This window comes from Myroides profundi, from assembly GCF_000833025.1.
Taxonomy (GTDB): Bacteria; Bacteroidota; Bacteroidia; order Flavobacteriales; family Flavobacteriaceae; genus Flavobacterium; species Flavobacterium profundi_A.
Map to the genome: position 1 here is coordinate 1,544,260 of NZ_CP010817.1, position 19,777 is coordinate 1,564,036.

Annotated in this window: 18 protein-coding genes; 4 read left to right on the forward strand and 14 right to left on the reverse strand. The window is 32.1% G+C overall.

The genetic code is table 11. The features are described 5' to 3' along the window. Positions 1 to 148: 148 nt before the first annotated feature. Entirely contained in the window at positions 149 to 1,540 is a 1,392-nt protein-coding gene (gene mnmE, locus MPR_RS06810) for a tRNA uridine-5-carboxymethylaminomethyl(34) synthesis GTPase MnmE (RefSeq protein WP_006259236.1), read from the reverse strand. A 319-nt stretch (positions 1,541 to 1,859) separates the two neighbouring features. On the opposite strand from mnmE, the gene MPR_RS06815 reads away from it, so the two are divergent. After that, the gene (locus MPR_RS06815) at positions 1,860 to 2,693 is read left to right on the forward strand and encodes a universal stress protein (RefSeq protein ID WP_041890634.1); all 834 of its coding nucleotides are present in this window, start codon (positions 1,860 to 1,862) and stop codon (positions 2,691 to 2,693) included. An 815-nt stretch (positions 2,694 to 3,508) separates the two neighbouring features. On the opposite strand, the gene MPR_RS06820 is transcribed toward MPR_RS06815, so the two are convergent. The 3 genes from MPR_RS06820 to MPR_RS06830 all read right to left on the reverse strand — a co-directional run bounded on the left by MPR_RS06820 (position 3,509) and on the right by MPR_RS06830 (position 6,519). Continuing rightward, positions 3,509 to 4,156 carry a DUF6891 domain-containing protein gene (locus MPR_RS06820; protein WP_041890637.1) on the reverse strand — a complete coding sequence of 216 codons (648 nt, stop codon included), beginning with the start codon at positions 4,154 to 4,156 and terminating at the stop codon, positions 3,509 to 3,511. Positions 4,157 to 4,158: 2 nt separating this feature from the next. Beyond that, positions 4,159 to 5,268, reverse strand: coding sequence for an enoyl-CoA hydratase/isomerase family protein (locus MPR_RS06825; RefSeq protein ID WP_041890639.1), 1,110 nt, complete (start codon positions 5,266 to 5,268; stop codon positions 4,159 to 4,161). A gap of 210 nt (positions 5,269 to 5,478) precedes the next feature. Continuing rightward, entirely contained in the window at positions 5,479 to 6,519 is a 1,041-nt protein-coding gene (locus tag MPR_RS06830) for a DUF6266 family protein (protein WP_041895259.1), read from the reverse strand. 792 nt (positions 6,520 to 7,311) lie between these two features. Here MPR_RS06830 and MPR_RS06835 point away from each other — a divergent pair. Together MPR_RS06835 and MPR_RS06840 are read left to right on the forward strand one after the other, a co-directional pair. Next, positions 7,312 to 8,220 (forward strand): DUF6268 family outer membrane beta-barrel protein, encoded by a 909-nt coding sequence (locus MPR_RS06835; protein WP_041890642.1) that lies wholly within the window; start codon positions 7,312 to 7,314, stop codon positions 8,218 to 8,220. Positions 8,221 to 8,428: 208 nt separating this feature from the next. Continuing rightward, complete coding sequence (locus MPR_RS06840) at positions 8,429 to 9,538, forward strand: hypothetical protein (RefSeq protein WP_041890644.1); 1,110 nt, start codon at positions 8,429 to 8,431, stop codon at positions 9,536 to 9,538. A 60-nt stretch (positions 9,539 to 9,598) separates the two neighbouring features. On the opposite strand, the gene MPR_RS06845 is transcribed toward MPR_RS06840, so the two are convergent. The 3 genes from MPR_RS06845 to MPR_RS06855 all read right to left on the reverse strand — a co-directional run bounded on the left by MPR_RS06845 (position 9,599) and on the right by MPR_RS06855 (position 12,202). Continuing rightward, a complete protein-coding gene (locus MPR_RS06845) occupies positions 9,599 to 10,147 on the reverse strand; it encodes a DUF4304 domain-containing protein (protein WP_041890646.1) in 549 nt (182 codons plus the stop codon). Between the two features lie 256 nt (positions 10,148 to 10,403). Beyond that, positions 10,404 to 11,147 carry a LytR/AlgR family response regulator transcription factor gene (locus MPR_RS06850; protein WP_041890649.1) on the reverse strand — a complete coding sequence of 248 codons (744 nt, stop codon included), beginning with the start codon at positions 11,145 to 11,147 and terminating at the stop codon, positions 10,404 to 10,406. Further along, on the reverse strand, positions 11,147 to 12,202 hold the full coding sequence (locus MPR_RS06855) for a sensor histidine kinase (protein ID WP_235280620.1): 1,056 nt from the start codon (positions 12,200 to 12,202) through the stop codon (positions 11,147 to 11,149). The genes MPR_RS06850 and MPR_RS06855 overlap by 1 nt, the downstream gene beginning before the upstream one ends. Positions 12,203 to 13,040: 838 nt before the next feature. Between MPR_RS06855 and MPR_RS06860 the strand changes: the two genes are divergently transcribed. Then, positions 13,041 to 13,505 (forward strand): copper resistance protein NlpE, encoded by a 465-nt coding sequence (locus MPR_RS06860; RefSeq protein WP_041890655.1) that lies wholly within the window; start codon positions 13,041 to 13,043, stop codon positions 13,503 to 13,505. 89 nt (positions 13,506 to 13,594) lie between these two features. Here MPR_RS06860 and MPR_RS06865 read toward each other — a convergent pair whose 3' ends face one another. The 7 genes from MPR_RS06865 to tsaD all read right to left on the reverse strand — a co-directional run bounded on the left by MPR_RS06865 (position 13,595) and on the right by tsaD (position 19,672). Then, positions 13,595 to 13,810, reverse strand: a complete 216-nt coding sequence (locus MPR_RS06865; RefSeq protein ID WP_041890658.1) for a hypothetical protein — start codon at positions 13,808 to 13,810, stop codon at positions 13,595 to 13,597. 216 nt (positions 13,811 to 14,026) lie between these two features. Beyond that, the gene (locus tag MPR_RS06870) at positions 14,027 to 14,467 is read right to left on the reverse strand and encodes a hypothetical protein (protein ID WP_041890661.1); all 441 of its coding nucleotides are present in this window, start codon (positions 14,465 to 14,467) and stop codon (positions 14,027 to 14,029) included. Positions 14,468 to 14,744: 277 nt separating this feature from the next. Beyond that, positions 14,745 to 15,323 (reverse strand): hypothetical protein, encoded by a 579-nt coding sequence (locus MPR_RS06875; RefSeq protein WP_041890664.1) that lies wholly within the window; start codon positions 15,321 to 15,323, stop codon positions 14,745 to 14,747. A gap of 330 nt (positions 15,324 to 15,653) precedes the next feature. Continuing rightward, positions 15,654 to 16,832, reverse strand: coding sequence for a class I SAM-dependent methyltransferase (locus MPR_RS06880; RefSeq protein ID WP_041890667.1), 1,179 nt, complete (start codon positions 16,830 to 16,832; stop codon positions 15,654 to 15,656). Further along, positions 16,833 to 17,924, reverse strand: a complete 1,092-nt coding sequence (locus MPR_RS06885) for an AI-2E family transporter (RefSeq protein ID WP_041890670.1) — start codon at positions 17,922 to 17,924, stop codon at positions 16,833 to 16,835. Positions 17,925 to 17,935: 11 nt separating this feature from the next. Further along, on the reverse strand, positions 17,936 to 18,640 hold the full coding sequence (locus tag MPR_RS06890) for a 16S rRNA (uracil(1498)-N(3))-methyltransferase (RefSeq protein WP_041890673.1): 705 nt from the start codon (positions 18,638 to 18,640) through the stop codon (positions 17,936 to 17,938). Positions 18,641 to 18,649: 9 nt separating this feature from the next. Beyond that, positions 18,650 to 19,672 carry a tRNA (adenosine(37)-N6)-threonylcarbamoyltransferase complex transferase subunit TsaD gene (tsaD, locus tag MPR_RS06895; protein ID WP_041890676.1) on the reverse strand — a complete coding sequence of 341 codons (1,023 nt, stop codon included), beginning with the start codon at positions 19,670 to 19,672 and terminating at the stop codon, positions 18,650 to 18,652. Between the last annotated feature and the right edge of the window lie 105 nt (positions 19,673 to 19,777).

Here is a 19,777-nt window from a genome sequence, read left to right on the forward strand (position 1 = left end):
TTCACAACACTTTCACAACACTTTTTTATTATGTTGCGAATATGTTGTGACTAATATAGAAAATAAGGACATCTTATAAAAATATTTAACACTTAACTATTTGATTTTCACAGTATTTTAAATCAAGGTAAAGTATTAAAAAGACAGGTTATTTACCGATACAGAAGTTCGCAAAAATATTCCCTAACAACTCATCATTCGTAACTTGTCCTGTTATTTCACCGAAGAAGTATAATGCTTGGCGGATATCTATGGCCATAAGGTCAGCAGATAAATTAGTCTGAAGTCCCCATTTAACCTTTTCGATTTCTTCCAAAGCTTTTAATAGAGAGTCATAGTGACGAGTATTCGTTACGATAGTTTCATTATTGCGTAAAGCACCAGTATTAACGAAGCCTAATAGAGCCTCTTTTAGTTCTTCTACACCCATATTTTCTTTTGCAGACATCAGCATAAGATTGTCAATATTTGCTTGGTATAAACCAATCTGTTCCTCTGATAACAAGTCTCTCTTGTTACATACAACAAGAAGTGGTTTTAGAGGGTATTTGTTTTTTAGTTTCTCTAGTTCAACTTTAATCTGATCAAGAGAACTACTATTTAGCTTAGCTCCATCTATTAAGTAGATAACTACTTGTGCAGCTTCGATCTTCTCGAATGTCTTTTGGATACCGATACTTTCTACTACATCTTTTGTCTCACGGATACCAGCAGTATCAATGAATCTAAATCCAATACCATCTATTACTAATTCATCTTCGATTGTATCACGAGTTGTACCAGCGATGTCTGATACGATAGCACGCTCTTCATTTAGCAGAGCATTCAGTAGGGTAGACTTTCCTACGTTAGGTTCTCCAACGATAGCTACAGGAATACCATTCTTAATTACATTACCAACGGCGAAAGAGTCAATAAGACGTTTAAGAACAAATTCTATACGGTCGATTAGTTCTCTGAATTGTGTACGATCAGCAAACTCAACATCCTCTTCTGAGAAGTCTAACTCTAATTCAATAAGAGAAGCAAAGTTTAATAATTGTTCACGAAGTTTAGCAATCTCACTTGAGAAGCCACCACGCATTTGTTGCATAGCGATTTGATGACTAGCTTCATTGTCAGAGGCAATTAAGTCAGCTACCGCTTCTGCTTGAGATAGGTCTAGCTTTCCATTTAAGAAGGCACGCATGGTGAATTCTCCTGCTTGCGCCATTTTAGCACCTTTACGCAGACATAATTGGATGATCTGTTGTTGAATAAAAGTAGAACCATGACAAGAAATTTCAATTGTATTCTCTCCTGTGTATGAATTAGGTCCTTTAAAAACAGACACTAATACCTGGTCCAATACACGCTCTCCATCTACAATATGACCTAAGTGTAAAGTATGTGTTTTTTGTGTCGTTAAATCTTTATTCTTGATCGATTTAAAAATGCCATTGACTAGTGTAATCGCATCTTTACCCGAAACTCTTATTATAGCTACAGCACCTGCTCCTGAAGGAGTAGCTAAAGCGACAATAGTATCTTGTAATATCATATCTTTTCTAAATATGAGGCAAAGATACTATTAATTCATTTAATCTAATGATGTCTACGATGGTGAAGAGAAGTTCTTTGTATGCCTACTAGTAGCGAGTTTAGTTACGTATATTTTAATTAGAAATGTTTATCACTATAAGGCTAATTAAAGGTAGAATAGTGCCCTAATTTGTCTATTTATACCTAATAGGTATAAAAGTATGTGTTTACATGCTATTTAAGCTCTCTATAGCATATTTTACAACTTTTAGCCTTTAAAATACTATAAAAACATAAAGATTATTCATATCTTTATACAAATAAAACAATTGGATACCATGAAAAAAATACTATTCCCTACAGATTTTTCAGAAACAGCTAACAATGCTCTAGTATATGCGTTAAGAATGGCAGAAAACCAAAATGCAACTCTTTTTGTACTACATGCTTATGAGATGCCTGTGATTTCTGCAACAGCTAATCCTGTAATGGTACAGGATGTATATAAATCTATTGAGTTGAGCAATTTTGAAAATTTCAAAGATCAAGTACCTCAAATTAGAGATATAGCAAAACAGCATAACTTAGACCACGTTCCAATGCACTTCATCTTAGAAGAAGGTTTCTTGAACACTATCTTAAAGAAAAGAGTTAAAGAAGAAGATATTGATTTAGTAGTGATGGGTACAAATGGTAACTCAGGATTAGATAAGAAAATCTTAGGTTCTAATACTGCTAATGCAATTGGTTCTTTAGGAATTCCTGTATTGAGTATTCCTCATGATGCTATTTTTGATGGAATTAATTCTATTGCATTTACAACTTTGTTCAGTTCACAAGATAAAACTACTTTAGAGACTATTGTTCAAATGGCTAAAGGGTTTAATGCAACTGTAAAATGTATTCACGTTGCAACTGCAAAAGATAAAGCAGATCCTGCCGTAATTAATAGTTGGAAAGAGAACTTTAAGAATGACAATGTGAAATTCTATATTGTAGAAAGCAGCGATGTAGAAAAAGCAGTATTTGATTTCTTAGACGAAGAGAATATTGACCTTTTAGTTTCTGTAAAAAGAAATAGAGGTTTCTTCGAAAAACTATTTACAAGTAGTATGACTAAGAAATTAAGTTACCACAACTATGTTCCTGTGTTAGCTTTCCACGAAGAATAAGAATTTTACTTTATTAAGTATATAAAGGTGTCCTTTTAGGGCGCCTTTTTTTGTTGTAGTTAATCTAGTGCTGTATAACGTATTTTTTGATTTTAAGTGTGATCATCATTTAATAGTTAAAGGGCCTCATAAAAGGTAGTGAGCTTTTTTCACAGCCGATTCACTGTTACCTTCAAAAAAGTGACTGGAGACTCTCCGTCAGTTTTTATCAACAAATTAAAGGCTAAGGATACAGCTTAAGGAAAATAAAAAACTCTCTATAAGGGAGTTATAGAGAGATAAAAAATTGAACTGTAACTCTTATTTAGAAGTGAATGAGAGAGACGTTGTATAATTGTGCGCTATCATACAGTTCTGTCATACTATGATCTGTCGGATTAAGTACAGGTAATTGTTATAAGGTTACCTGTCAGTCTAAATAAACAGTTTTTTTGTGATTCTATGGGTACTTTGCGTCTGTCACAAAGCTAATTTTAACCGTAATTTATTAATATATTTTCTTCTCTTAGTGAGAATATTGATTAATCGTTAGCCATAAAATATTTACGAGAAAGTATAGTCAAATCTATTCTAAATGTACCTATTCTATAAGTGTAATAATCATTCTATTTGTTTATTGTTTTATTTCTTCTAACAAATTTAAGGGGTTTAATAGGTTGAAAACATGATAAATAACATGTTTTTTTTTAAAATAATCTCATTATTTACCTATAGCTGTATTATTTAGTACAATAGGTTATGAAGTAATAGGTGACTATGCTGTATAGGGTATAAATAAGAATGAGTAGTACATATCGTACTACTCATTTCTAAAATTATATTGTTTTAAGAAGCTTCTCAGCTACTGAATCGTAATCTAATAATAAGGCATTCTCTGGTTTATAAGCTTGTTGCCACGCAAAGTTTAAGATAGTGATCTTTTGTGTCGCAGTACCATCCCATTCTGTTTTAAACCCATTTTCTTGTAAGGTTTGAACAATTTTTTTACCTACTGCGATGGAGTCTTCCTCTTTTTCAGAGTGCATATCTTGGAAAGCAAGAGTCAAATATGGTTCTTTTTCTCTAAAAGCACGTTGAAGGTCTTGTTCATTATAGAAACAGATACCTTTAGATTTTTTACCTTTTGCTTGTAGTTGTTCTTCTATTTGATCTACTTCATAGTATCCATCGTCTATAGTATATCCAGCATAATGAAGTGCGATGATATGTTGACCTACTAATTGATCAAAGGCTTTCGTTAACCTTTGTGTTGTAGTTGGTACATGCCAATTTTTACTTGCTTTAAGCAGTGCTCTTTCTTCTTTTAGAATAGTTTCGTTTACCCACTTTTCGTTTATTTTACCTTGTAAATCATTCTCATTGATTTCTTCAGTAATAAACTCTTCTACATCTTCACTGTCCCAAAAACCAGATTTAATGAGATAACTAATAGACTCAGCAATAAATTTTTGTTCTTCCGTCATGATTATGCTTGTTTTATATTTTTAAAAGGATGTTCTTCTGCAGACCACAGAGGAGTGAAGTGGCTTTCTATCCATTCGTTACTCACTTGTTCTAATGAGTTAGGAGTCCATTTAGGAGATTGGTCTTTGTCTATTAATAGAGCTCTTACGCCTTCAGAGAAGTCCGGATGAACGGTAAACTGACATGTAAGGTTAAGCTCTGATCTAAAGACTTCTTCTAAGCTGTAGTGTTTACTCTCTGTAAGCTGTCTAAAGATAACGTGGACAGAAGTAGGAGAACCTTTAGTAAAGAATGAGTATCCTGCCGCCACCCATGCATCAGATTTAGCTACAGGCTCTACGATAGCGATAAATTCGGCTACAGAGTGTATCGGTTCTAATGCTGCTATAAGAGACTTGTGTAACATCGCCTGAGATACAGGTAAGCCTGTACTAGGAGTACTGCGCTGTGCTAATAGGGTATTAAGCCTATCTGATAGTTGATCACTACTACTGATCTGTACTAATTCGTCTAGTATACTATTTTTCACAGTAGAAGGTATAAAGTAGTCTGCAATACCTAGAAATAAGGCATCCGCTCCATCAAAGCGAGTCCCCGTTAACCCTAAGTATAATCCATAAGCAGAAGGCATCTTATTTAAGAAATAAGAAGCTCCAACATCTGGATATAATCCAATGCTAATCTCTGGCATAGCTAATAGACTGCGTTCTGTGACAATACGGTGCGAGGCTCCTGCTAATAATCCTAAGCCTCCTCCCATTACTATACCATCTCCCCAGACAACTATCGGTTTAGGATACGTATGGATTAAGTAATCTACACTGTATTCCGTAATAAAGTATTCTTCACAGATAGGAGGTACCTGAGTAGGATCTATAGTTTTATAGTCTTCTATTGCTTTTCTTACTTGGCGGATATCCCCACCAGCACAGAATGCTTTCTTACCAGCACCTTGTAGAAAAACACATTTTATATCGCTATTATCTCTCCATTGTTCTAAAATCCTTTTTAATTCACTCACGATTTCAAGTGATAGCGCATTAAGTGATTTTTCTGAATTAATGGTGATAATTCCTAAGTTTTCTTTTATGTCTGTTAGTACTATACTCATAGTTGACCTGTTTTGATTGTTTAAAGTTATGAATAATAATCAAACGGTATTCATATCACAAAGATAGTCATACTACACAGAATAAAGCAGAGTCTGTATAGGGTAGGACTGTAAATTATAATAGCATACCACTAGATTATAAACAGGTATAATGTACATAAAATTTAATTATTTACAGACTTATCTAAAGCAGATAGCTTATTTATTGATTCATTCTCGCTGTTCGTCGTCAGGGAGTAATAACTTTAGAATAGAGTAATCTTCATTCATTGTATCAGGAATGTGTGATTTCTCGGGATCATTTATTCTTTTGATTAATTCTTTGCTGACTTTCCTTATATAGCCAGGAGGATAAGCTAAATGATTGTCTACTTCTGTTTGTTCATCGACGGGTTGTTGTTCCCTAAGAGGTATATCCTTGTTTTTAATTTGAATAGGTATAGCAGTCTCTATTTCTTGTTTTACTTGTGATATAGACTTTTCTTGTACAGTAGGTGATGAGGGGATTGGTTTATCTTCTTTTGTGTTAGTCGTATCTGTATGGACAGGTGTTTGTTGTTGTTTTATAGCTTGATGTTCCTCTTCTGTTGTGGTTTCTTGTTCAGCAAGTTCTAAAACTCCGTGAAAGCAACTAGTGCTGTTGATACTATTGTCTGCTGATTTCCACATGCTCCATAGGTATATTCTACCTTTGTCCCAATGGGCAGGTAGGCTGAAGTGCGCATATCTTTCTGCTCGTGTCCCTATATTAGGGATATCGATGAACGCATCTAGCTCTTCATTATATGCCATCATCGTAAGAGTATCTGTGTTTAGTGTTAAGGCATTGACTAGTGTATTATCCCATTGTACCTTAATCTTCCCCGTTTTAAGGCGATTGATTTTTTTAATTACAGCAGGGGCTAGAGTTCCTATAGAGAGTAATACCTGCTGTATATTAATATACTGTACTCCATTGTAGAGTTCGATTCCTTGTTTCATTAATCTAGAAATCATTTGTTCTTTACCCGTCATCCATTTGCCTTCTATAAAGATAGTAGGGCAGTACATATTCACAAAGTCCTTGAATTTAGCAGTAAACGTAGAGACTAGACTCATTTTATCCCATTGTCTCAACTGTGCTTCTGTAGCTTTTTTACGCGATTTATGAGGCTTAGCACGGATGATATTTCTACCTCTCCATCTGACTCCTACTATGGTCCCTACTTTTCCTATTACTTCACTTAATATTCCTTGTTTAATCTCTGCCATAACAACGCTTTTTTTAGGATGATTTATTTCTTTATACAAGATATAAAATACAGTAATACAAATGTTTATGATGTTTTAAAAAATAAAAGGCAGTGAAGAGTAGTAAGTGTATATGACCATGGCTATATGAGAATATATTAACCTCTACAGAAAGGGTGAAAAAAGTCGTATCTCGATAAAAATCTCTATTCTTAAGAGCGATTTTAGTTATTATTCTGAGGATATATAAGTATAGTAAACAGAGAATAAAAGGAGTATTCTTGGGCAAAAGAGTCTTTTAGCCAGTTATAGTCCTAGTATTCTCCTATAATTGTCCAAGGAATAGCCTATATACCCTATATATGCTGAGGTGGTAAGGTATTGGTTATATAACGCTATATTGAGTGATTTTGTTTTAATATATTATTTTTGAGGGTGTTATGAATTAATGTGGCTAAAAAAAATGATAAGATTTTATGACATAACTCTTTAGGAGTGCCTTTTTTAGTATATAAATAGACATAAAATAACTCTATAATAGCTTAAAAAGTAATTTATCACTAGTTTTTAGTGGTCTTATTATAAGAAAATACGATTTTTTTGTAATTGATAATGTGTATTTGCCTAAGACAAAGTTCAGAGTGCATAGACATAAAAGGGATAATGTATAGAAATGATATTGGTCTAAAGAGTACAGACACAGGATTACAGAAGTAATCGCATGCATTATGTATATCACTTGTAACGAGTCAGTCGTCAAATAGTTTTTATGATTTCGTGGAGGGGTTGTTTTTTTGTGCCAAAATAGAACAGATGAGAATAGTAACACATTTGCTGACTTTAGGTTTGGTATTTATGAGTATTTATACTGTACAAGCTCAAAGTAAGATACAAGGAGAGTTTAAGGTAGAGTATGTCCCAATGTCTAATTATATTAGACCGATAGATAGTCTAAAGACGGACTCAAAAAGTGATTTTAAAAAAGTAGAGCTTGCTCTAGAAATCCCTCTTTCTATGAAAATGGATCACAGGGATAAGCCAAGGATATGGTCTGTGATGGCTTATGGAGGGTATGCTAGGATGAATCATAAAGATTATGAAGAGCAGCTGTTCCCGTCAGAATTATTAAATGCTTCTGTAGGTGTAAAACACTTTCGATCGATAAGTGATTCGTGGTCATTATTGTTGATGGGGTCTGTGGGGGTGTATACAGATATGGAGAATATAAATAAAGACGCTATCCTAGGGCAGGGAGCAGTATTCTTTATCAAGCATTTTAGACCTAATTTTTCACTAGGAGGTGGGCCTGTATTGACGAATAGTTTTGGGGTACCTATGGTATTGCCTGGTATTTATTTGAATTGGGAGACTAGTGGTGATTTCTTTGTTAAGGTAACTTTCCCTAAAGGTGCTGAGCTGGGGTACAAGTTTACAGATGACTTTTCATTAAGTGCAGCAGTAGATTTGCAAGGAATGACTGCTATCGTAAAACAAGATAATGAAACCAAGATTCTTGGGTTTCAGCAGATCGTGGCAGGGTTACGCCCTGTGATTAAGTTTTCTGATAATATGACTTTATCGTTTACGGCAGGTACTACCTTAGTAAGGTCATTTTCTTATAATGAGAGAAAAATCAAGAGTATCTTTAAGGAGAAAAAAGTAGCTGATCCTAAATTCTCTACTACATTCTATGGAGGAATGTCTTTGAAGTGGAGCTTATAGACAGATAAGAAAAAACGTTTTAAAAGTAGGGTATAGTTCACCTTCTTTTAAAACGTTTTTTGGTTAAAGAGATATGGAAAGAAAGTGGTTTGTAAAATGTTTTTTTAAATCTTTTAATATCTGTAAATTAGTTATCTTGTTTAGGTTCTTTCTATGATTAGTTTATGTAGAGAGAATACAGACGTTTTTAATTAAAAAATAGAAAGCAATGAAGTACAACGTAAATAGTCATAGACTGATCAATAGAGCAACAGGTAAAGTGCTTAATCTCTCTGTAAAAAACAATGTACTGTATACTGAAACTGGAAAAGAAGATAAATTAAGGAAAACAGAAAAAGCTTTTTCAGATAAAGAACAAGTAATTAATAATTTCTATAAAAAGGAATGGGAAGCTTTAAAAAAAGGCTTTGTATTAGTTAATGAAAACGCAAAAGTAGGAACTCCTAGTTTACATACTTATATAGGCGGAGGATATACGGGAGCCTTGGTGTTCTCTTCTACGCCTAAAGGAATCATGGTGTATAAAAACACTACTGAAGGAGATGTTCTAGTTGTATTAGATTCGTTGGGGAACTTACTTAATGAAATTAAGTTGCCTAGGTGTTTTGCCTGGACAATGGAATATCAAGTAAATAGTGATACTATAGTCTTAGATATAGATCATGCTATTTATCAATACAACCTCGAAAAAGATAGTTTTACTAATCTAAAAGAAGATTATAATGATAGTGTTTCTTTTCTATCAGTTTCAGAGCATCAGATAGCAATAGGTCTAGAAGAGAGTATTGCATTTGTCAATGCCTCAAAAGAAACTGTATTCCCTATACCTCATAAGGGTAAAGCAGTGTGTTGTGGTAAGTTGTCACAAGATGGAACATTACTCGCTTATCACAGTAAAGTAGGGGAGATTCAGATCTTTAATACTGCAGATGGAAGTATTGCACAGGTTATTACAGGAGATTTTAGAGAGGTAGGACAGATGGAATTTGTTCAGTCTAATCAATTACTTGTAGTAAGAGAGCGCTATGGTACATGGGGGATGCGTTATTTTGATTTAGTAATGAATCAAGAAATTAAATTAAAAGAACTGGAAATACTTGAATATACAAAAGATGTGAATGTCTTCTGTTTTAATAAAGATCAAACAAAATTAGTTTTAGTACAAAGAACTAATGCGTATGTATTTGACTTTATTAATAAAAAAGAGCTACACCATTTTAAGATTGAACACGTAGTCAAAAGTTGTGAAATAAAATTTATAGGAGAACAATTAGGTGTACGAACTGATTATGGGTGTTTTAGTTTGTATGTTGTTTAATACTTACAAGTGAGTTTATAAGTTATAAGATTATAGACTTGTTTTAACTAATTGTATTTATTACTCAAAAAGGTAATCGTATATCCCTAAGTGTATATCTTTTTTAGGATATGTATTCATATCAGTTTTGACCTTCTGGTAAATGTCAATTGTATTAATCTTATTTATAACAGGTAGGATGTAGTTTTCAAAATCAACTTTGAGTTCATCATTTAGTAGTTGATCACATGCATTCTCTCTGAAGATTACATACCAACCTAACCAACCGTGGTTTTTAAACTTGAACATTTTTCTTTCTTTAGATAGTACATCTTCACATTCGACAGAATAGGCTTGTTCATTATAAGTCCAATCCATTTCTTTATTGTCAATAGTTACCTTTGTAGTTTGAATACCCTCAGGGCAGAGATGTAGATAGAAGCGAAAAGACACTTCTCTCTCTAATCGACTTTTAGACTTCTGAATTGTTATTTTACTAAAAATAGCTCCGTTTGTTCTTGTCCAATTATTTCCTCTTCCTTTAGTAAAACCGTTTGATTTTAGTATAGAATTCAAGTATTCAAATACAATCTTGTCAAAATATAGTTTAGGGCTAAATACAGGGTACATAATTAGACTCGTTTAGTTATTGATTAAAAGTCAAAGCGAAGTTACATTAAAATTAGTAATGATATAGGTATTAGGATGTTGTTTTAAAGTTTTTTAAATGAGCTCATGTGTTTTATAGTAGTAGAGAGTGAATTTCTTTTTTGATGTTTCTAAATGGGGCTATTATAAAGAATTTGGTGTCTAGATATGTATAAAAGAAAAAGTATTAAGCGGTTTTGACATTCTTGTTCCGTTGATTTCATAATTGTATATTGTTTTATTTGCTTAGCAGATTCTTATATACTACTTCATTAAGTAACGCTTCTTTTCTCATTCTAGAGATAGGTAGTTCTGTTTCTTTAATAAATACTCGACCACCAGATATGGATTCAATATGATTGATATTGATCAAGAAGGATTTGTGAATTCTAAAGAAGTGTTCTTTAGGTAATAATTCTTCTATGGCAATCATGGTCTGATGAATGATAAGACAGCGGTTCTTTAGATGAAGTTTTAGATAATTCTGCATTGCTTCAATGTACATAATATCATTCCAATCTATTTTTACGAAACTATCTTCGTGTTTGACATATACTGTATTATCAGTTATATCTTGCGGTTCTGATTTAGATTGTTGTTTCAGTGTGAAAAGTTCTTTTGCTTTAATAGCTGCTTGATAGAATCTTTTAAACGAGATAGGCTTAAGTAGATAATCAACTACCTGTAGTCTAAAACCGTCTAGTGCATACTCCGAATAGGCTGTCGTGAAGATAACCATAGGAGACTGAGTAATCGATTCTAAAAAATCTATTCCACTTAGATAAGGCATATTGATATCTAAAAAAAGGAGATCATAACTATTATTTTCTACTAATTCTTGAGCTTCTAAGGCAGAAGCACAAGAGTCTATTGTCTGAAGAAAGTCTACCTGATTAATATATTCAATGATAGCACGTCTAGCTAATGGTTCATCATCGATGACTAAGCATTTTAATATGGGTGTTTTTTTATCTGTAGACATTATTGATTTTTTAGATTGATAGTTAGTTCAACGATATGTTTTTCGTCAGAATGTGTTATATGGAACGAATGGGCATCACTATATTGCATTAATAGTCTTTCTCGTACATTAGCAATACCTATGCCACCTGCTTTTTTCTCTATTTTATATTTAGTACTAAAAGAGTTTTCTATATATAAATGTAAAGTATTATTTAGTTCTGTGCATTTTATGATAATATAGCCTTTCTTATTTGGAAGTCTAGACACATGCTTAAAGGCATTCTCTATTAAGGGTACTAACAATAGGGGAGTGATATGTAGTTCTTTATTGTGAATTGACCAAGTGGAGTTTACCTCTAGTTCGTCTCCCCATCTTACCTGTTCTATAGCGATTAGGTCTTGTAGATACTGTACCTCTCGATCTAGAAGAACGGTCTTATGGTTACATTCATAAAGTTGGTATCTCAGTATATCCGAAAACTTTAGTAGTACATTAGAGGCTAGTTCTACATCTATCTGCATCAATGTGTAAATATGGTTGAGTATATTAAACATTAAGTGAGGATTAATCTGATCTTGCAAAAGTTTTAAATGTGCTTCTAGATGTTCCTGTTTTAATTTGGCATTGATTTGTTCTATTTTATTGTGTTCTTCATAAAAACGTATACCACAAGTAGTAGTTATGATAGCCATCGCAGAAGGAAAAGATTTATATAATTGGGTTATAAATCGGGTCTGTTCTGATATTTGCTCTTGTTGAATTAGCAGCTCGTACTTATTCATATAACTCGGAAAGAAGGTGAAGTAAAGGGCTAAGGTTAGCGATAGAAATAGTGTGAACAGTAATGCTTTTACAATAAACTGTTTTATTTCTCCTTTTCTCAGAGCTTTAGGAAGCTCATAATCACTTACGTAATGTGATATACTAATAGATATCAATAAGAAGAAAAGAGTGGGTAATAACCACTCAAAAGGATCATTAGGATCTAATATCTGAAGCCATACAGAAATAAAGAGTGTTGTCCAGAATATTACATAGAATATTCTTTTTGGAGAGATAGTATGTTTATTCACAAGTAGATCAATTAGGGTTGAGTTAGTATAAATACTCTTTTAAAGTTTATTAATAAGCAGAAAGGTAAGATTTATTGTGAAAAGAATAGTTTTGTATTTGATTAAAGGTTAGATGTTTTTGACCATTTACAATTCTAAGTCGATAATCGTAATGAAATAGAGTAGGGAGTTAAGTAGATAAGCCTATAAATAGTAAATAAAAAATCCGAGTATTAGTGTACTCGGATTAAAAAGCGCTAGTAAGAAAATTAAAATACTCTTTATTGTTATTAAAATTATTTACCGTTTGTGGTTATAAATAATTTATTTGAATTACTGTCTCTATAATGTGTGCAACAACAAATAACTACTATAATCAATCCAAATATAAGCCTTTTTAAGATAGGATGATAAAATAATCTTAAAGTAATTAGGGCTAATAGCTTGTTTTTGAATAATAAAGTGATTGTTTAAGTGTTAAAAAAATTTAAAAAAGATATTAAAAATAAGAAAAGTGACACCTAATGGCATCGTGTTATGATACAAGAAAATGAAAAATATAATAATATTGAGTGAAGAAATATCTTCAATAAAGGTGTAAAATAGCTGTGAGTAGGGAGGAAGTAGAAGATATCATGATCCAATGAAATATATAGGGGAAAATTAAGGTATTTGATTTATTGACATTTATAGTCTAAGCTCTTTAGAATGTTAAAAATAATAAGGAGTGAGAGGCAAATATTTGTATTGTATATTAATTACCTATCATATCTTTCTTTTTTATATAAAAAAAGAGTTAACTATTGTTCGTTCTATTATTTGTTGTAATTTTATTCTCTCAAATAATAAAAACAAAGTTATGAAAGGAAAAAAAATGTTAGCATTAGCTGTATTAGTTACAGGTATTGCATTTGTTGGTTGTAAAGATGATAAAAAAGTAGAAACTACTGCAACTGAGCAAACTGCTACAACAACTGAAACAGAAACTGCTGTTAAGGATGAGCACACTTCAGAAAACTCATTAGATTGGGCTGGTACTTACGAAGGTACTTTACCAGGTGCTAATAGTGATATTAAAACTACTGTAGTTTTAAATCAAGATAAAACGTATACTAAGACTGCAATCTATGTAGACAAAGGAGAAGAGAAGTTCGAAGAGAAAGGTACTTTTACTTGGAATGCTGAAGGAACTATCGTTACTTTAGTTGCTGAGGGTGAATCTACACAATATAAAGTGCAAGAAGGAAGCCTATTAATGTTAGACCAAGAAGGTAAAGAAGTTACTGGACCTCTAGCTGATAAATATGTTTTAGCTAAGAAATAGTCAACATATTATAAAATTTAAAAACCTTTCGAAAGAAAGGTTTTTTTTATCATTAACTTCAGGTTACTAGATTTCTAATACTATTATTACTATTCTTTTATTCTTCTAGACCTAATATACATTGTTATTCCAATTAGGAAGGTTAGAATACTGATGAATATTTCTTTGTCATATTCATGTATTTTAAAAGCTTCTATTTGTTGTAAGGTTTCTATATGGATATTATACATATAGATTTGGTGGCCTAATATAAGTAAGGAAGCAATAATGATAAAGCTACTAGTGATTTTTAATTTCTGTTTCATAGTACTTTTCTTTTTTATTACATGATCTAATATATTAAAAATATGTGAGTATTTTAGTTTTGTCATATAAAAAATACTAAAATAGTTCATATTGTGTATTTTTGAGCAGGTGTCCTTAATGAAAACCTGTTCTATATATTTAGAAAAACAAGAATTAGGCCAAAAAAAAGACTTGAATTCAAAATACAAGTCTTTTTATATAATTTAAAAGTATGATTATTTAATCGCGATTAGTTCAACTGAAGTCAAGTGTTTATGATTAATTACAGTTAAGTCAATTTCATTTTGAGTTAATTTGTTTATTTTGAAATTGATATTTTCATCTACAATTGATGATTTTAGAGTTAATGAACTTCCATTTAGTGTATAAGTGCCTTTGTCGCTCTTCTCACTATATCTATCAAATAAGGTATATTCACCATTCTTTAAAGTAATTTCTACAGAGGATACTTGATATGCTGTTTTCACAGCTTTATTAATATCCGGTGTAAAAGTATAGTACGTAGTCAACCACTTTCTCTCTATATTGTTATGAGTAGCTGTTAGAGTTTGTGGTTCATTTAGTGTGTTATTATCATCCGAAGATGAACAGCCTTGAAGTATTGTAATCGTCAATATCGATAATAAGGCAACGGAAAAAGCGACAAATTTCTTCATAGTTTGTTAATTTTAGTTGAGTAAAGTGTGGTGGTCTAAACTCAGAATTTTAATTAAAAATATGGTAAAATTTTAATAAAAACAAATTGTTTTTTGATAATTTTTATTAAAACTATTGTGCTAAAGTTAAATGAAGATATAATATCCTATCGCTTAATATATTATAATGTCAAAAGCTGACGTATAAAGGTATAAAAAAAGGTTTTTAGTTTTACTAAAAACCTTTTAAAACATGATGTTTTGTGTGTTTATTTTGATTTAAAATCGCTAAAAGCGTTTATTCTATGCATGGAATATTGTCTATGAAGAATTGTGTTGGTTTAGTTTGTAGGTCAACGATGGTTGATTTTAATTCATTTCTGATAATAAAAAGTTCTGTTGTACCAGTGAATCTGATTTGAATCATTGATATAGGAGAAGCTTTTAATAATGCTAAATGTTCTTTCTTTATATAAAAGTCAGCATCTAGGATTCTGATATTATTTTTCTTTTCTTGATCATAGGTATATGTTCCACAAACATCATCTCCTAAATAATGTGCGGTTATGGTTGTTCCATTAACTAACTTTATTGAAACCATACTTTTTTTAGCTACACAAGTGATAGGGATGAAGTCAGGGCTCTTTTGTAGATACTGCAAGTTTAGAAATGGGTGCCCGTTATTGTTTACTAAAGCAAAGAACAATGAGCTAGTAGTAGATACTCTGTCGAACTCATAAACAAGTACGTTGTTTGTTTTTTTGTAGTTAATAGAATCATTAACTTCTTCAAAGTCGATAGAACAGTTTTTCTCTTGTGCATATATCGAAGTGGTGATGCCAAGGGTTAAGATTAGTAAGAGTGCTAGTTTTTTCATATGTTATTAGTTTGGTGACAAATTATCATTATTTTTTTAATAAGACAATAGTATTGTTGTAAATAGTGTGGTAAACGTATGAGTTGTTTAAACCCAAATTACGCATTAGCCAAATACTACAAAGCAATTCTACTTCATAGTTCTTTCATTAGCTCTAAAACCATACTATAGTATGCTTTAATCACTAATTCAGACCTATTTTGTATAATTACTTTTCGTTTATATGTCTATTGCATAATTCGGGTTTTAAATATCTGTATTACTTCTTTGATTTGGATGTTTTTATGGTATAAAAAAAGGTCATATTAAATACTATATGACCTTTAAGAGTTATGTTCGTGAACAAATAATAAAGATTCGTTCATTTTTGATATTGGTAGTGAAAAAGATATAAGTATCTCCTCCGTCTTTTATTTTCCATTTCTTTCTAATTTCCTCAACTTTTATAGGGAAATTTCTAGTTGTAACATTTGCCTTTATATTCTGCAAGTGTTTTTTTGCCTCTTGCTTATTATATGGAATAATCTGTTCTATCGTAAAACTTCTACCAGGAAAACTAATTAATGTATCACTAGTATAAAGATGACTATGTGGATGAAGTTTGTGTAAATTAAACTGTTTACTTATTGCGTCAAATTTACCTGTCTTTAATATAGCAGCATTGGGTTCATATAGATATTGTTTAGGTTCACTGAATAGTGATGTACTAGTATCGTCTAGCGAACAAAAGAATAACTGATTATTCTCTTTAGTGATATTGATAGCAATAAGTTCAATGGTTCCTGTATAGTCTTTTTCTAGTACCCATAGTAATTCTTTAACTTCATTATGAAGTGCTACAATATGAATGCTTTTTACATTTTTTAATTCGTTAAGACCAGCCTGTATGTCTAGTAGAGGAGAAGTCTTAATCAAGATATTAGTACTTCTAGAAAATAATAGATCTAGATGTTCAGGTACATTAGGGGCGCAATCACTTAAGAAGAATACTTTTTCTTTAGCGTCATTTCTTCTGTGTGGGTCTACATAGATATAATCCCATGGTTGGTTATGTTGGGCCAAGTAGGCTAAACTGTCACCAGTATGGCATTTGATATTCTCAACTCCTAATGCTTGATTATTAAGACTAACTATTTCGCTAAGGTCTTCTTGCATTTCACAATGCAATACTTGCTTTATGTTTTTACTAAAATAATAACAGTCTATACCAAAACCACCTGTTAGATCTATCAAAGAGTCACCAGATACTAGTGAAGCTTTATAAGAAGCACAATGTTCAGATGAGGTTTGTTCTATAGAGAGTTTTTTTGGGAATAGAATATTTTCTGTCCCATACCACGTGGGTAGCTTATCTTTAGTTTTCTTTTTTGATTCTATCTGAGTCAATAAATCACTCATAGAGATATCTTCAAAGGGACTTTTTTTAAAGGCTATTTTAGTTAGATCACTATCTAAGTGAGCGTGTATATATTGTTGTACTTCTTGTGATAAGAATAGTTCTGTTTTCAATTATAATTTCTTTGTGAGTAATTGTACAAATTTGTTGTTTGGTAAAAACTCCTTACCAATTACTTTGATACAAGTGTAAATAGGTACAGCTGCTATCATACCAAATATTCCTCCAAACATACCGCTTGCAAGAATAACAATGAAGATCTCTAATGGATGTGATTTAACGCTATTGGAGAAGATTAAAGGCTGATTGATAACATTGTCTATTAGTTGTATAAATAAGAAGCCCAGCATTACGGTAATAGCCTTAGGTAGGGTAACTTCACTAAAGTTATCACCTATAAAACTCAACATCGTAAAGAGGACAGATAATATATTACCAATAAGTGGTCCAATGTATGGAATGATATTCAATATAGCGACTAGGAATGCAATCATTAGACTTCCTTTTACACCTACTACTGCTAATAGAATAAAAGCAAGTACAAAAATAATAGACATCTGAGCGACTAGTCCTAAAAAGTAACGTGATAGAAGATTGTTTATCTTATCGATTGATTTCAAAACTTTAATCTCGTGTTTACTAGGGAACAACTTTTTGAACTGGTATTCTAGTACAACTTGATCTTTTAAGAAGAAAAAGGTGATGAATAGTATGGCAAAAACCCCCATTCCAAATTCACTAAGTAAGCCTAGAATAGTATTAAATAGATTAGGTACAAAATCTAATTTAAGATGAGAACGAAAGTTAGCACCTTCTATTATTTTATCTAAGCTAAATCCTTTTGTGTCTAGATAGAAGTCTATCTTGCGAATAAGACCATTAAAATCTTCTTGTAGGTGTGATGTATTCAATACAGACAAGTTTTGAGCTTGTGTGGTGAATAAAGGGATAAACATAAATATAAAACTCAAGAAAAAGGCTAAAAAGAGAATAACAGTTAAGGTAACTGCAAATACTTTAGATAGACGAAGCTTTCTTCTTAAAAACTCTACAATAGGTTTACCGATTAAAGCCAATACAAAAGCAAAGCCTGTATATATAAATATTGAACTAATCTGCAAAAACATTTGGCCTAGTACAGCGAGAAAAAATAGAATTAGAACTGCACGTACTATTCCTTTAGAAATTGTTTTAGCATCCACCATAATTATGACTTTTATTCATTTGTAAATACGAAACTATGCACGGCTACTAAAGCGGCTGTCTCTGTTCTTAATCTTGTGTGTCCTAGTGATACTGGTCGATATCCTTTTGCTAATGCTAAGTTAATTTCATTGGTAGAGAAGTCTCCCTCTGGACCTACTAAAAGTAAATAATTTTTATGAATATCTATACTGTCTTTTAGTAAGACTTTTTCAGTTTCTTCACAATGAGCAATATATTTTTCTCCTTGATGGTCTTGATTTAAAAAGTCTTTTAAGCTTATTGGCTCGTTTAGAATAGGTAAATGATATTGTAAAGATTGTTTCATTGCGGATTGAATAATTTTTTCAAAACGCTCTGTCTTCACTATTTTTCTCTCAGAGTGATCACAAATAATAGGGGTTATCTCATGGATGCCTATTTCTGTAGCTTTCTCTAAAAACCATTCATAACGTTCGTTCATTTTTGTTGGCGCCACAGCTAAATGTAAACGAAAAGGAGTCGGTGCTTGATCTTCAGAAGCGATGATTTCAGTAACGCATTTCTTGTCTGAATCTAAAGTGATTTTGGTTGTAAATAGGGTACCTTTACCATTGGTAACATATAGGAAATCTCCCATTTTACGTCTTAGTACTTTGATGATATGTTTACTTTCATCTTTATCAAAAGTAAAAGATGTTTGTCCTTTTTCAATTTCTGGCGAATAAAATAATTGCATACTTAAGTTTTAGAATTCAATACGTGCTTTAGAAACTACTGAAGAATCAGCAAAAATAGATTCTTTGTATTTATAGTACCCTACTATTCCAATCATAGCAGCATTATCTGTTGTGTATTCAAATTTGGGAATAAACGCTTTCCACTTATATTTTTTCTCTCCTTCTTTAAGCGCTTGTCTAATACCAGAGTTAGCAGATACACCACCACCAATAACGATTTGCTTAATCCCCGTTTCTTTAACTGCAAGTTTAAGCTTGTCTAGTAAGATTTGGATAATGGTATATTGGATAGAGGCGCATATATCAGCTTTGTTTTCTTCAATAAAATTAGGGTTAATGGCTACATTTTTTTGAATAAAATAAAGGAACTGTGTTTTTAAACCACTGAAGCTGAAGTTCAGTCCATCTACTTTAGGTTTAGTGAAAGCAAACGCTTTAGGGTTTCCTTCTTTAGCGTATTTATCAATTAAAGGTCCACCTGGATAAGGGAATCCCAAAACTTTAGCCGATTTGTCAAAAGCTTCTCCCACAGCGTCATCTGTGGTTTCTCCTAGTATTTCTAAGTCAAAGAAACTATTTACCTTCACGATTTGCGTATGCCCACCTGAGATGGTCATTGCTAAGAAAGGAAACTCAGGTTTGTCATATCCTTCTTCATCTATAAAGTGGCATAAGATATGGGCGTGCATATGGTTTACAGCTACTAGGGGAATATCAAGAGCCAGAGATAAACTCTTGGCAAATGATCCGCCTACTAATAGTGACCCCATTAGTCCAGGGCCTTGTGTAAAGGCAATACCATCTAAGTCATCCTTCGTTATTCCTGCTTTTTTAAGAGCAATATCAACTACAGGAACAATGTTCTGTTGATGAGCACGAGATGCTAGTTCAGGAACAACACCTCCATACTCTTCGTGTATTTCCTGTCTCGCGACTATGTTTGACAATACTTTGTTGTCAGCCATGATTGCGGCAGAAGTATCATCACATGAGCTCTCTATGGCTAAAATATAGGTAGGTTTTAAAGACATTTTAATATTCTATAATTGTATAATTTATTAAGGCGAAATCTACCCAACCCTATGGAAAATTATATAAATTTGCTTATTGTTTGGTTTTTATAAGAAACCGTGAGT

Coding starts and splice junctions, on each gene's coding strand:
- mnmE (WP_006259236.1), bottom strand. CDS start 1,540: ATGATATTACAAGATACTATTGTCGCTTTAGCTACTCCTTCAGGAGCA.
- MPR_RS06815 (WP_041890634.1), top strand. CDS start 1,860: ATGAAAAAAATACTATTCCCTACAGATTTTTCAGAAACAGCTAACAAT.
- MPR_RS06820 (WP_041890637.1), bottom strand. CDS start 4,156: ATGACGGAAGAACAAAAATTTATTGCTGAGTCTATTAGTTATCTCATT.
- MPR_RS06825 (WP_041890639.1), bottom strand. CDS start 5,268: ATGAGTATAGTACTAACAGACATAAAAGAAAACTTAGGAATTATCACC.
- MPR_RS06830 (WP_041895259.1), bottom strand. CDS start 6,519: ATGGCAGAGATTAAACAAGGAATATTAAGTGAAGTAATAGGAAAAGTA.
- MPR_RS06835 (WP_041890642.1), top strand. CDS start 7,312: ATGAGAATAGTAACACATTTGCTGACTTTAGGTTTGGTATTTATGAGT.
- MPR_RS06840 (WP_041890644.1), top strand. CDS start 8,429: ATGAAGTACAACGTAAATAGTCATAGACTGATCAATAGAGCAACAGGT.
- MPR_RS06845 (WP_041890646.1), bottom strand. CDS start 10,147: ATGTACCCTGTATTTAGCCCTAAACTATATTTTGACAAGATTGTATTT.
- MPR_RS06850 (WP_041890649.1), bottom strand. CDS start 11,147: ATGTCTACAGATAAAAAAACACCCATATTAAAATGCTTAGTCATCGAT.
- MPR_RS06860 (WP_041890655.1), top strand. CDS start 13,041: ATGAAAGGAAAAAAAATGTTAGCATTAGCTGTATTAGTTACAGGTATT.
- MPR_RS06865 (WP_041890658.1), bottom strand. CDS start 13,810: ATGAAACAGAAATTAAAAATCACTAGTAGCTTTATCATTATTGCTTCC.
- MPR_RS06870 (WP_041890661.1), bottom strand. CDS start 14,467: ATGAAGAAATTTGTCGCTTTTTCCGTTGCCTTATTATCGATATTGACG.
- MPR_RS06875 (WP_041890664.1), bottom strand. CDS start 15,323: ATGAAAAAACTAGCACTCTTACTAATCTTAACCCTTGGCATCACCACT.
- MPR_RS06885 (WP_041890670.1), bottom strand. CDS start 17,924: ATGGTGGATGCTAAAACAATTTCTAAAGGAATAGTACGTGCAGTTCTA.
- MPR_RS06890 (WP_041890673.1), bottom strand. CDS start 18,640: ATGCAATTATTTTATTCGCCAGAAATTGAAAAAGGACAAACATCTTTT.
- tsaD (WP_041890676.1), bottom strand. CDS start 19,672: ATGTCTTTAAAACCTACCTATATTTTAGCCATAGAGAGCTCATGTGAT.